Below are 12,623 nucleotides of genomic sequence, written 5' to 3'. Positions count from 1 at the left end.
GCGCCCCGGCGTGTGCCCGCCCACCTGCGACGGAAACGGGCCCGAGCGAGGAGGTTTCCGCGCCACCGGGCCGGAAAGCCGCGCCCCGAGAGCCCCCCGACCCCCGGAGGCCGCCCGTGCCCGCCCCGCCCGCCGCGTCCCGTCCCTGCGCCCCGCCGCCCCCGCACGTGCTGCGCGAGTACGCGCTGCTCGCGGACGGTCGGCGCGGCGCCCTGCTCGGCCCGGACGGCGTGGTGAGCTGGCTGTGCGCGCCGCGGTGGGACAGCGACGCGGTGCTGTCGGCGCTGATCGGCGGCCCGGGCTGGTACGGCCTGACGCCGACCGGGGCGTACGTGCCGGGCGGGCGGTACGAGGACGGCGGGCTGGTGTACCGCAGTCGCTGGGTGACCAGGGACGGGGTGGTGGAGTGCCGGGAGGCGCTGGCCCGTCCGGCGGAGGCGCACCGCACGGTGCTGCTGCGCCGGGTCCTGGCGGTGGACGGTCCGGCCGAGCTGGAGGTGTCGCTGCACCTGGCGGCCGGTTTCGGCACCGCCCGCAGCTCCGAGCCGGTCCGGGACGAGGCGGGCGTCTGGTCGCTGCGTACCGGCCCGCTGCACGTCCGGCTGACCGGTCTGCCCGAGGCCCGTCCGGGGCGCTGTGGCGGCCTGCACGCGGTGCTGCGCGCCGACGCGGGGGCCGCGCACGACCTGGTGCTGGAGCTGGCCGACCGCCCGTTCGACGCCGCCCCGCCGAACCCGGACCGGGCCTGGGCGGAGACCGAGGCGGCCTGGGCGGCGGACGTCCCGGCCCAGGCCGAGCTGGCGGGCCTGCCGGGTGCGCGCGACGTCCGGCACGCGCACGCCGTGCTGACCGGCCTGACCGGCCCGGACGGCGGCACCGTGGCCGCGGCCACCACCAGCCTGCCCGAGCGGGCCGAGCAGGGCCGCAACTACGACTACCGGTACGTGTGGATCCGCGACCAGGCGTACATCGGCCAGGCCGTCGCGGCCCGCGGCCCGCACCCGCTGCTGGCGGGTTCGGCGCGCTTCGTGGCGGCCCGGCTGCTCGCGGACGGGCCGCGGCTGGCGCCCGCGTACACCGTCGACGGCAGGCCGGTGCCGGACCTGCGCAGGCTCGAACTCCCGGGCTACCCGGGCGGGTTCGACGTGGCGGGGAACCGGGTGCGGCGGCAGTTCCAGCTCGACGGGTTCGGCGAGGCGCTGCTGCTGCTGTCCGCCGCCGCCCGGCACGACCAGTTGGACGCGGACGGGCGCCGGGCCGCCAAGGTCGCGGTCGAGGCGATCGCCGCCCGGCACCGCGACCCCGACAGCGGCATCTGGGAACTCGGCCCCGACCACTGGACGCACAGCCGCCTGACCTGCGCGGCCGGTCTGCGGGCCGCCGCGCAGGCCCTGCACCGCCCCGACTGGCTGCCGCTGGCCGAGCGCCTGACCGCCACCGCGCTCACCGACTCCCTGCACCCGAGCGGGCGTTGGCAGCGCTCCCCGACCGACCCGGCGGTGGACGCGGCCCTGCTGCTGCCCGCCCTGCGCGGCGCCGTCCCGCCCGGGGCCCGCCCCAGCCGGGCCACCCTGGAGGCGGTCCTCGCCGACCTGGCGGAGGACCACCACTGCTACCGCTTCCGCCACGGCCCCGGCCCGCTGGCCGAGGCCGAGGGCGCGTTCCTGCTCTGCGGCTTCCTGGTCTCCCTGTCGCTGCTGGCCCAGGGCCGCCTGCCGGAGGCGCTGCGCTGGTACGAGCGCAACCGCGCCGCCTGCGGCCCGTCCGGCCTCTACGCCGAGGAGTACGACGTCGCCCAGCGCCAACTGCGCGGCAACCTCCCGCAGGCCTTCGTCCACGCCCTGCTGATGGAGACCGCGACCCGGCTGGCCCCGGCGCTGCAGACGCTGTAGGCGCTGTAGGCGCCGGGGCGGGCGGCTCAGCCGATCCGGCGGACGGCGGGCGGGCTCCAGCGCCCGTCGAGGGCCTCCGGCCGGGGCGCGTACAGGCGCAGGGTGAGGCCGAGCGGGCCGTTCGGCGCGGGCAGCCAGTTGGCCCGGCGTTCGGGGCCGGGGTCGCGGTGGGAGATCAGCAGGTCGAGCGAGCCGTCGGCGTGGTAGGTGAGCGGGTCGCGGTCGCCCAGGGCGAAGCGGTCGATCTCGTTGGCGACCTGGAAGCCCTGGGCGTCGTACATCGTCACCGACCAGAACGCCTGGACGGGCGGCAGGCCGTCCGCGGGGAAGTGCAGCAGGTAGTCGTGCTCACCGGTGACGGGTCGGCCGTCCGCGTCGACGGTCAGGACGGGGTAGATGGCGTCCTCCGGCGGGTTGGCGCCCAGCCCGATCGCGGCGACGGCGGCCCGTTTGAAGTAGGCGTTGCCGTAGACGCCCATGGTCTCGGTGCTGATCCGCCAGCCGTTGACGGACTTCGCGATGGCGGCGAGGGGTCCGTTGACCGCCTCCCGGGCGGACCGGACGCCCGCTTCCAGCGCCGCCGTCTCGGCGTCGGAGAACCGGGCGGGGTCGAACTCCCGGCCGGGGACGATGCCGAGGGCCGCGATGCGGGCCAGTACGGAGAAGTCCGTGGGGTGCGGCGGGTTGACGGCCAGGGCCCGGGCGGCGCGGGTGAAGAACTCGACGGCGCCGAACCCGTTGACGGTGGCCAGCGGGTCGCTGACGGCGTCCACCGTCGGGTCGACCCGGTGCTCGACCGGGTGGAGGGCCTTCGCCACCAGGCCGTCCTGGATCCGCCGGACCTTCTCGTAGTCGGCGGGCCCGTTGGTCTGGATCCGCCCGATCACCCACGCGTACGGCGTGGGCGAGTGCAGCACCTTGGCCCCGACCGGGAGTTCGCCCCGGTGGTCGGGGCCGACCACCAGGTAGTCCTGGTCGCCGGAGCCGGTGGTGCGCGGGCCGAGGGTGGCGAACACGTCGGTCCACATGTCCAGCAGCGGGACCATGAAGTAGCGGCCGCCGGTGTCGGAGACGTGCAGCTGCACCGGGCCTTCCCGCAGGTCCAGCCAGGCGGAGGAGTACAGGGTGTCGAAGTTGGGCCGCACCACCGAGCGGAACTCGGCCGACGGGAACTCCCGCAGGTGGTGGAACTCGTTGGGCGGTCCGAAGACCGGCTTGGTCCCCGGGGGTGCGGACACCGCCTGGTGGCGGGTGACGTCCATGGTCACCAGCGGGTAGAGGTACACGTACGCCTCGCGGGCGAGCGTCTGCAGGTCGTCCGACATCATGGTGGTGGGCTCCCTCGCGTCCGGACCGGGGGCCGGAAGGGGCCCCCGAACGGACGTTTCCGGCCCCGGCCGCCGCCCGCAAGGCCGATCGGCCGAACGGGTGAGGCTCGGCCCGGGTGAGGCTCCGGCCCGGGCGGGGCTCAGCCCGCGGCCGCCGGGTCGCCGCCGGTGACCACCTCCAGGTACTCGTTCATCGCGTCCCGGTTGCGGACCAGGCAGTTGATCCGCTGGGTGATCCGGTCGCGTTCCTCGGTCAGGGTGGCGATCATCTCGGGGGTGGCGTCGGAGAAGTGGATGGTGCGGGGCTTGTCGAGGCAGGGCAGGATCTGCCTGATGATCCGGGTGGGCAGCCCGGCGTCGAGCAGTCCGCGGATCTGCAGCACCCGGTCGGCCAGCCGCTCGTCGTACTCGCGGTAGCCGTTGGCGGCCCGGGTGGAGACGATCAGCTGCTGTTCCTCGTAGTAGCGCAGCAGCCGCCGGGAGGTGTTGGTGCGCTCCGACAGCTGACCGATGCGCAGGCTTCCCACTGTGATCCACCTCACGTCGAGCCGCGTTGACCTTCACATTGGTGTGAGGGTTTCACCATAGCCGCCATGAGCACCCGGTCACCAGTCCACGATCCCTCAGGAACCCTTCCCCGCCAGCCGGTTCGCCACTCGGGCCTGCCGCTGTCGGCGCTGCTGGCGCTGGCCACGGCGGTGTTCGTCACCAGCCTCACCGAGACGCTGCCCGCGGGCGTGCTGCCCGCGCTGGGCGCCGACCTCGGGGTCGGCGAGTCGGCGGCGGGGCAGGCGGTGACGGTGTACGCGGTGGGCACCGCGCTGACCGCGATCCCGCTGACCGCCGCCACCGCGGCCTGGCGCCGCAAGCGGCTGCTGCTGTCGGCCACGGGCGCCTTCGCCGTCGCCAACACCGTCACCGCGCTCTCCTCGTCCTACCCGCTGACCCTCGCGGCGCGCTTCCTGGCGGGCGTGGCGGCGGGCCTGGCCTGGGCGCTGCTGGCGGGGTACGCCCGCCGGTTGACGCCCGTCCACCTGCAGGGCCGGGCGATCGCGATCGTGATGACGGGCATCCCGGTGGCGCTCTCGCTGGGCGTGCCCGCGGGGACGTTCCTGGCCGGGGCCACCGACTGGCGGGTGGCGTTCCTGGCGATGACGGCGCTCGCGCTGGTGGTGATCGGCTGGACGGCGGCGGCGGTGCCGGACCTGCCGGGGCAGCCGCCGGAGCGGCGGGAGCGGATCCTGGGGGCGCTGGCCGTCCCGGGGGTGGTGCCGGTGCTGTTCGTGACGCTGGTGTTCGTGCTGGCGCACACCGTGCTGTACGCGTACGTGGCGAGCTACCTGGACCACCTGGGCATGGGCGGTTCGACCGACCTGGTGCTGCTGGTCTTCGGCGTCGCCTCGCTGGCGGGCATCTGGGTCACCGGGGCGCTGATCCACGGCCGGCTGCGGGTGCTGACCGTCGCCGGCGCGGTGCTGGTGGCCGTCGCGGCCGCCGTGCTGGGCCTGCTCTCGGACGTGCCCGCGCTGGTGTACGCGGCGGCGGCGCTGTGGGGCCTGGGCTGGGGCGGCGTGCCGACGCTGCTGCAGACCGCGGTCGGCGACGCGGGGGGCGAACGGGCGGACGCGGCGCAGGCGATGCTGGTCACGCTCTGGAACGTGGCGATGGCGGGCGGCGGCGTCCTGGGCGGGGTGCTGCTGGACGCCGCGGGCGCCGCGTCGCTGCCCTGGAGCGTGCTGGCCCTGCTGGCCCCGGTGCTGGCCGTGGTGCTCGGCGCCCGCGCGCACGGCTTCCCGGCGAAGCGCGCCTGACCCCTTCCCCACTCCCCCGGAGGTCGTCCCGTGTCCCCCCGTCCGCTCAAGCAGGTCCACCTGGCCGCCCAGTTCCCGAGCGTCCAGCACACCGTCGTCTGGTCCGACCCGGCCGCCGGGAGCCAGATCGACTTCGACTCCTTCGCCCACCTCGCCCGGACCGCCGAGCGCGGCCGGTTCGACTTCCTCTTCCTCTCCGAGGGCCTGCGGCTGCGCGAGCACAAGGGCCGGGTGCACGACCTGGACGTGGCGGGGCGGCCCGAGTCGCTGACCGTGCTCAGCGCGCTGTCCGCCGTCACCACGCACCTCGGGCTGGCCGCGACGGTCAACTCCACCTTCAACGAGCCCTACGAGGTGGCCCGGCGGCTGGCCACCCTGGACCACCTGAGCGGCGGCCGGGCCGCCTGGAACGTGGTGACCAGCCACGACGCCTTCACCGGCGAGAACTTCCGCCGCGGCGGGTTCCTCGACGAGGCCGACCGCTACTCCCGGGCCGTCGAGTTCCTGCACACCGCACGGGAGTTGTGGGACAGCTGGCGGCCTGGCGACCTCCGGGCGGACGCCGCCTCCGGCGAGTTCGCCCGGGCCGGGGCGGGCCGGTTCGCCCACCGGGGGCGGCACTTCGACATCTCCGGCCGGTTCAGCACCCCGCCCGGCCCGCAGGGGCACCCGGTGATCATCCAGGCGGGCGACTCCGCCGAGGGCCGCGAGTTCGCGGCCGCCGACGCCGACGTCATCTTCAGCCGGCACGCCGACCCGGCGGGCGGCCGGGCCTTCTACCGGGACGTCAAGGGGCGGCTGGCGAAGTACGGGCGCTCCCCGGCCGACCTGAAGATCGTCCCGTCGGTGAGCTACGTCCTGGGCGACACCCCCGCGGAGGCCGCCGAGCGCGCGGAGCAGGTGGCCCGCGCGCAGGTGAGCCCGCAGACCGCGCTGATGCTGGTCGAGGCAGCCTGGGGCCGCGACCTGTCCGGCCACGACCCGGACGGCCCGCTGCCGGAGGTCGACCCGGTGCCGGAGGGCGTCGTCACCCGGGGGCACACCCTGTACCGCAGCCGGGGCCGCGAGGAGACCGTCCGGCTCTGGCGGAAGGTCGCCGAGGAGCGCGGGCTGAGCACCCGGGGCCTGGTCACCGAGCTCACCGCCCGGCCCACCTTCGTCGGCACGCCGCGCCAAGTGGCCGACGCCATGAACGCGTTCGTGCAGGGCGACGCCGCCGACGGCTTCGTCCTCTCCCCGCACACGGTGCCCGGCGGGCTGGACGAGTTCGTCGACCGGGTGGTGCCGCTGCTCCAGGAGCTGGGCGTGCACCGCACCGACTACACCGGCACCACGCTCCGCGACCACCTCGGGCTGAAGCCCGCCCGCCGCCCCATCGAGGAGACCCCGTGACGCCCCGCCTGCACCTGGCCGTCGCCCTGGACGGCACCGGCTGGCACCCCGCCGCCTGGCGGGAGCCGGACGCCCGGCCCGCCGAGGTCCTCACCGCCCGCTACTGGGCCGACCTGGTCCGCGAGGCCGAACGCGGCCTGCTCGACTTCGTCACCCTCGAGGACGCGCTCGCCCTCCAGTCCGCCGCCCCCCACCGGCCCGACGACCGCACCGACCAGGTCCGCGGCCGCCTGGACGCCGTCCTGCTGGCGGCCGCGCTGGCCCCGCTGACCTCGCGCATCGGCCTGGTCCCGACCACCAACGTCACCCACACCGAACCGTTCCACCTGGCCACCGGCATCGCCTCGCTCGACCACGCCAGCCGGGGACGCGCGGGCTGGCGCCCGCAGATCACCTCCCGCGCCGCCGACGCCGCCCACTTCGGCCGCCGCACCACCCCGCAGCTCACCGACGCCGACGTCCGCGACTCCGAACTGATCGCCGCCCGGCTGCGCGAACTCTTCGACGAGGCCCACGAGGTGGCCGAGGTCGTCCGCCGGCTCTGGGACAGCTGGGAGGACGACGCGGTGATCCGCGACACCGCGACCGGCCGCTACCTCGACGCCGCCAAGGTGCACCACGTCGACTTCACCGGCGCGCACTTCTCCGTCCGCGGCCCGTCCATCACCCCGCGCCCGCCGCAGGGCCAGCCCCTGGTCACCGTCCTCGCCCACGCGAGCACCCCGTACGAACTCGCCGCCGCCGCGGCCGACCTGGTCTACCTGACCCCGCACTCCCGCGCCGACACCACCGCCCGCCTCGACGCCCTCGCCGCGGCCTCCGCCCGCCGCCCCCGGCCGCTCCCGCAGCCGCTGAAGGTCTTCGCCGACCTGGTGGTGTTCCTGGACGAACGCCCCGGCCGGGCCGCCGCCCGCAAGCGCCGCCTCGACGACCTGGACGGCGCCCCGTACGCCTCCGACGCCGAGGTCTTCACCGGCACCCCCGGCGAGCTCGCCGACCTGCTGCTCGACTGGCGCGACGCGGGCCTGGACGGCTTCCGCCTGCGCCCGGGGGCCCTCCCCCACGACCTCACCGCGATCACCACCGGCCTCGTCCCCGAACTCCGCCGCCGCGACGCCTTCCGCACCGCCTACGAGGCCGACACCCTCCGCGGCCTGCTCCACCTCCCCCGCCCGGCCAACCGCTACGCCACCGGCGCCCGGTAGGAGCCGTCCGGCGAGGCGCCCCGACGGGGTTGACCGGCAGCGGTCCCCTACCGGGGCGCCCCCACCGAGAACTCGTTGCCGTCGGGGTCGAGCATCAGCACCCCCGGCGCCTGCGCTGGCGCCTGCACTGACGCCGGTGCCGGTGCGCGTCGAAGCAGATGGCAGACAGCCGACTGGCCGCGCCCCGTGCTCCCCCGCCACCGGCCCGGCCGTCGACGTGCGCCGATCGCCCACCACCAGCAGCACTTGACCTTCCGTCAGCCCTCCTCCACTATTCCACTAATCAACTAGTGGAAGGGGGATGATGATGTGATCGAGTACCGCCTCGACCGGCGCAGCGGCGTCCCGACCTACCAGCAGATCGTGCAGCAGACCGAACAGGCCCTGCGGCTCGGCGTGCTGCAGCCCGGGGACAAGCTCCCCACGGCCCGCGAAGTGGTGGAGCTCACGGCGGTCAATCCGAACACCGTGCTGAAGGCGTACCGGGAGCTGGAGCGCGCGGGCCTGGTGGCGCCTCGGCCGGGGCTGGGGACGTTCGTCCTCCGCTCGCTGGCCCGGCCGGAGGCCGCCGAGGACGGCCCGCTGCGCGCCGAGTTGACCGCCTGGGTGGACCGGGCCCGGAACGCCGGACTCGACCGGGAGGACGTCGCCGCACTGGTGGCCTCCGTCCTGGACCAGCGCTTCGCGACCGGTCCCCGCCCCGGCCCGGAGCAGGACGCGACAAGGTGAACCGACAGATGAGGGGGAGCGGTGGAGCAAGTGACTGACCGTCAGTTCGTGCTGGAGGCAGTGGGGTTGGGGAAGAGGTTCGGCGGCGCGGCCGGGCCGTGGGCGCTGCGCCACTGCGACTTCGCGGTGCCGACCGGGCGGATCTGCGGCGTGGTGGGGCCGAACGGGGCGGGCAAGAGCACCCTGTTGGCCCTGGCGGCCATGCTCTGCGCACCGTCGGAGGGCGAACTGCGGCTGTTCGGCAGCCCGTCGTCCCCGAACCGACGCGGAAACGGGGACGGGGACGGGGACGGGGACGGGAACCGGCTGCGGGCCCGGATCGGCTTCGCGGCGCAGGACAAGCCGCTGTACCGGTCCTTCACGGTGGCCGACACCCTGCGGATGGGCCGCGAGCTCAATCCGTCCTGGAACCAGGCCCTCGCCGAACGGGTGGTCCGGCTGGCCGAGTTGAAGCAGAGCGCGAAGATCGGGTCGCTCTCCGGCGGCCAGCGCAGTCGGCTGGCCCTGGCGCTCGCCATCGGCAAGCAGCCCGAACTGCTGCTGCTGGACGAGCCGTTGGCCGACCTCGACCCACTGGTCCGGCACGACCTGATGGGCATCCTGCTGTCGGACGCCGCCGACCGCGGCACCACCGTACTGATCTCCTCGCACACCCTGACGGAGCTGGAGGAGGTCGTGGACCACGTCCTGCTGCTCCGCTCCGGCCGGGTGCGGCTGGCGGGCGGGGTGGACGAACTGCTGGACGCCCACCGCCTGGTCTCCGGCCCCGCCGACCTGGAACGCCCGCCGGGCGAGGCCGTCGAGTGGCGCGTCACCGGCCGCCGGGCCACGGGGCTGCTGCACCACCCCGATCCGGCCCCGACCCCCGCGCCCTGGACGCAGGAGCGCCCGCGCCTGGACGAACTGCTGCTCGCCCACCTGCGCGGCAGCACCGCCGAACACGCCGACACCGGCGCGATCACCGACTCCCCGTCCCCCGTCACCAGCGAGGCCGCCTCATGAGCACCGCCCGACTGCCCGGCCCGGCCCCCGCTCCCGCTCCCGCCACCACCGTCGGCACCGGGGCGGACTCCCCCGGACGCCGCTCCCCGCTCCGCCCGTTCCGCCCGAGCGGCCTGACCTGGCTGGCCTGGCGGCAGAGCCGCACCGCCGCCCGGACGCTCGGCGGAACGGTGCTGCTCGCCGTCCTCGTCCTGCTGGTCGGGCACTTCGCGTTCCGGAGCACGCTGGGTGCGATCGACCCCGACAGCGCGCTGCTGCAGGTCAGCCTGCTGTCCCACTTCACGGACCGGGTGGAACCGGCGATCTTCGTCCTGCCGGTCCTGATCGGCATGTTCGTCGGTGCGCCGCTGCTGTCCCAGGAGCACGAGCAGGGCACGATCCGGCTGGTCCGCGTCCAGTCAGTGTCCCCGACCCGCTGGCTGGCGACCCGGCTGGCCGTGCCCGCGCTGCTGGTGCTGGTGTCGGTCGGCGTGCTCGCGGCCGTCTCCACCTCGCTCTGGTACTGGGACGTCTACCGGCTCAGCCCCCCGCTCGACCCGGCCTTCCAGGGGCTGACCTACCCGGCGCTCGGCCTGGCCCCGGTCGCCTGGTCGCTGTACGCCCTGGCCGTCGGCGCGGCGATCGGCCAGTTCCTGCGCCGCACCGTGCCGTCGGCGCTGGCCACCGGCGTCGCGGTGGGCCTGAGCCAGTTGCTGGTGCACGCGGTGCGGGTGCACTTCCTCCCGCTCGTCGACGCGGCCCCCTGGAGGACCTCCTGGAGCATGCAGTTCGTGCAGCCCGCCGGTTCCTGGGTGGTGGAGGGCGGCTACGTCCTCCCCGACGGCAGCCGGGTGGCCAACACCGTCTGCCTGGCCGGGATGGACTGCAACGGCTACACCTCCTCCTATCCCGCCTGGGCCCGGGTGCACCCCGTGTCGCACCTGTTCCCGATGCAGTTGGTGGAGACCGCGCTGCTGGCCGCCGTCGCCGGGGCCGCGCTCTACCTCACCTTCCGCCGGGTGGCCCGTACGGCGCTCTGACCCCGCCGCCCGACCGCCCCGCCGTCCGACCGTCCCGCAGCCCGACCGCCCCGCCTCGCCGTCCAGCGCCCCTCCGGTGCCGCGCCGACAAATCTTTCCTCCTTGACAGGAAAACTTGTCGGCGCCATCCTGGAGGGGTGCTGGACGTTGCCGTGATCGAAGAACCCGCCGCCGCCGAGGCCTCGTTGGACCCCATGCGGGCCCGCCTCCTCGCCGCCCTCGCCGAGCCCGGCTCGGCCGCCGCGCTGGCCGCCCGACTGGGGTTGCCCCGCCAGAAGGTCAACTACCACCTGAAGGAGCTGGAGCGGCACGGCCTGGTCGAGCTGGCCGAGGAGCGCCGGAAGGGGAACATGACGGAGCGGGTGTACCGGGCGACGGCGGCCTCGTACGTGATCTCGCCCGCCGCGCTCGCCGCGGTCAGCCCGGACCCGTCCCGTTCGCCGGACCAGCTCTCGGCGCGCTGGCTGCTGGCGCTCGGCGCCCGGCTGGTGCAGGAGGTCGGGTCGCTGCTCACCGGCGCGGCCCGGGCCCGGCAGCGGGTGGCCTCGTTCGGGATCGACGCCCGGGTGCGCTTCGCCTCGGCGGCCGACCGGGCGGCGTTCGCCGAGGAGCTCTCGCAGTCGGTCGCCGCCCTGGTCAGCCGCTACCACGACGAGTCCGCCCCGCAGGGCCGCGAGCACCGGCTGGTCGTCGGCCTGCACCAGATCCCCACCGCCCCGCCCCCCTCCACCGAATCCACCGAATCCACCGAATCCACCGACTCCCCCGACTCCCCCGACTCCCCCGACTCCCCCGCCGCACAGGAGAACTGACGCCATGCCGCACCCCTTCGAGCTGGAATTCGAGCTGGCCCTGCCGGCCGATCCGGAGCAGGTCTGGGAGGCGATCGCCACCGGCCCGGGCATCGACTCCTGGTTCATGGGCCGCAACGAGGTCGACCCGCAGGTCGGCGGGGCGGCCTCGATGGAGACCGGCGGCCACCGGGATACCTCCACCGTCACCGCCTACGAGCCGGGCAAGCGCTTCGCGACCCGCACCGAGCCGGGCGGGGACGGCCGGTTCATGGCCTTCGAGTACCTGATCGAGGGCCGCGACGGCGGCAGCACCGTGCTGCGGGTGGTGCACAGCGGCATGCTGGGCGACGACTGGGCGGACGAGTACGACGCGCTGCGCCGCGGCTGGCCGTTCCACCTGCACACGCTGCGCGAGTACCTGACGCACTTCGCGGGCCGCACCGGCGTCCCGGTGTTCGCCGTGCAGCCGACCGCCGGCCTCCCCGCCGACCGGGTCCGGGCCGCGCTGACCGCCGCCCTCGCCCTCCCGTCCGACCCGCCGGTCGGCACCCGGGTGCGCGCCGACCTGGCCGGACTTCCCCCGCTGGACGGTGAGTTGGTATGGTCGGACGAAGATCGTTTCGCCGTCCGCACCGCCGACGGCCTGTACTCCTTCCTGCACCCGGCGGGCGTGGTGCTCCTGTTCCACCACCTGTTCACCGAACAGCCCCCCGCCGCGCCCGAACCCGCCTGGCAGCACTGGCTGTCCACGCTGGTCGCTTCCGTCTCCTGACCCGGGCCGTCATCCACCCCCTTCTCCCAGAACGAGGTACGAACAATGCGCACGTTGATCAGCTCCGCCTTCGTCTCCCTGGACGGCGTGATGGAGGCCCCCGGCGGCGAGCCGGGCTACCGCAACTCCGGCTGGACGTTCAAGGACGTCGCGTTCGTCCCGGAGGCGTTCGAGATCAAGGGCCGCGAGCAGGAGGAGGCCGCCGCGATGCTGCTGGGCCGGGTCAGCTACCAGGCGTTCAGCCCGGTGTGGCCGGGGATGGTGGAGTTCGCCCGGTACAAGGACCTGCCGAAGTACGTGGTGTCGACCACCTTCGGCGAGGACGACCTGGTCTCCGACTGGGGGCCGACCACGATCCTGCGCTCGGTGGACGAGGTGGCCGCGCTGAAGGAGACCGAGGGCGGTCCGATCATCGTGCACGGCAGCGCGCGGCTGAACCACGCGCTGTCGGACGCGGGCCTGGTCGACCGTTACCACCTGCTGGTCTTCCCGCTGCTGCTGGGCGCGGGCAAGCGCCTGTTCAGCGACACCGACAAGGACGCGCAGAAGCTCGAACTGGTCGAGTTCGAGGCGTACTCCAACGGCGTGCAGAAGAACGTCTTCGACGTGGTCCGCTGAGACCGGGACCGCCGCCGCCGGGGGCGTCCCACCCCGTCGGCGGCGCCCCGGCGCCGCACCG

The 12,623-nt window shown here is 75.0% G+C and carries 12 protein-coding genes; 10 read left to right on the top strand and 2 right to left on the bottom strand.

Annotated elements, in window-relative coordinates:
* The first annotated feature begins 116 nt into the window (after window positions 1-116).
* Entirely contained in the window at window positions 117-1,892 is a 1,776-nt protein-coding gene (locus ACFY00_RS20365) for a glycoside hydrolase family 15 protein (RefSeq protein ID WP_388032898.1), read from the top strand.
* Window positions 1,893-1,918: 26 nt separating this feature from the next.
* Here the strand turns inward: ACFY00_RS20365 and ACFY00_RS20360 are convergent, their stop codons facing one another.
* Together ACFY00_RS20360 and ACFY00_RS20355 are read right to left on the bottom strand one after the other, a co-directional pair.
* Window positions 1,919-3,220: a DUF1254 domain-containing protein gene (locus ACFY00_RS20360; RefSeq protein ID WP_388032897.1), complete on the bottom strand. Its 1,302-nt coding sequence runs from the start codon at window positions 3,218-3,220 to the stop codon at window positions 1,919-1,921.
* A gap of 140 nt (window positions 3,221-3,360) precedes the next feature.
* Window positions 3,361-3,738 (bottom strand): MerR family transcriptional regulator, encoded by a 378-nt coding sequence (locus ACFY00_RS20355; RefSeq protein ID WP_388032935.1) that lies wholly within the window; start codon window positions 3,736-3,738, stop codon window positions 3,361-3,363.
* 75 nt (window positions 3,739-3,813) lie between these two features.
* On the opposite strand from ACFY00_RS20355, the gene ACFY00_RS20350 reads away from it, so the two are divergent.
* The 9 genes from ACFY00_RS20350 (at window position 3,814) to ACFY00_RS20310 (ending at window position 12,562) form a co-directional block, all read left to right on the top strand.
* Window positions 3,814-5,031, top strand: a complete 1,218-nt coding sequence (locus ACFY00_RS20350) for an MFS transporter (protein WP_388032896.1) — start codon at window positions 3,814-3,816, stop codon at window positions 5,029-5,031.
* A gap of 30 nt (window positions 5,032-5,061) precedes the next feature.
* Window positions 5,062-6,423 (top strand): NtaA/DmoA family FMN-dependent monooxygenase, encoded by a 1,362-nt coding sequence (locus ACFY00_RS20345; protein ID WP_388032895.1) that lies wholly within the window; start codon window positions 5,062-5,064, stop codon window positions 6,421-6,423.
* Window positions 6,420-7,628 carry an LLM class flavin-dependent oxidoreductase gene (locus ACFY00_RS20340; protein WP_388032894.1) on the top strand — a complete coding sequence of 403 codons (1,209 nt, stop codon included), beginning with the start codon at window positions 6,420-6,422 and terminating at the stop codon, window positions 7,626-7,628. Before ACFY00_RS20345 ends, ACFY00_RS20340 begins: the two co-directional genes overlap by 4 nt.
* A 309-nt stretch (window positions 7,629-7,937) precedes the next feature.
* Window positions 7,938-8,357, top strand: a complete 420-nt coding sequence (locus ACFY00_RS20335) for a GntR family transcriptional regulator (RefSeq protein ID WP_388032893.1) — start codon at window positions 7,938-7,940, stop codon at window positions 8,355-8,357.
* Between the two features lie 30 nt (window positions 8,358-8,387).
* The gene (locus ACFY00_RS20330) at window positions 8,388-9,359 is read left to right on the top strand and encodes an ATP-binding cassette domain-containing protein (RefSeq protein ID WP_388032892.1); all 972 of its coding nucleotides are present in this window, start codon (window positions 8,388-8,390) and stop codon (window positions 9,357-9,359) included.
* Entirely contained in the window at window positions 9,356-10,378 is a 1,023-nt protein-coding gene (locus ACFY00_RS20325) for a hypothetical protein (RefSeq protein ID WP_388032891.1), read from the top strand. Before ACFY00_RS20330 ends, ACFY00_RS20325 begins: the two co-directional genes overlap by 4 nt.
* 137 nt (window positions 10,379-10,515) lie before the next feature.
* Entirely contained in the window at window positions 10,516-11,190 is a 675-nt protein-coding gene (locus ACFY00_RS20320; RefSeq protein WP_388032890.1) for a helix-turn-helix domain-containing protein, read from the top strand.
* Window positions 11,191-11,194: 4 nt separating this feature from the next.
* Window positions 11,195-11,944 (top strand): SRPBCC domain-containing protein, encoded by a 750-nt coding sequence (locus ACFY00_RS20315; protein ID WP_388032889.1) that lies wholly within the window; start codon window positions 11,195-11,197, stop codon window positions 11,942-11,944.
* A 45-nt stretch (window positions 11,945-11,989) separates the two neighbouring features.
* Complete coding sequence (locus ACFY00_RS20310; RefSeq protein ID WP_388032888.1) at window positions 11,990-12,562, top strand: dihydrofolate reductase family protein; 573 nt, start codon at window positions 11,990-11,992, stop codon at window positions 12,560-12,562.
* Window positions 12,563-12,623: the final 61 nt, after the last annotated feature.

Source organism: Kitasatospora sp. NPDC001540 (genome assembly GCF_042894345.1).
Classification (GTDB): domain Bacteria; phylum Actinomycetota; class Actinomycetes; order Streptomycetales; family Streptomycetaceae; genus Kitasatospora; species Kitasatospora phosalacinea_C.
Note: the sequence above shows the minus strand (reverse complement) of the source record. Positions and strands in the feature narration are given on the sequence as shown.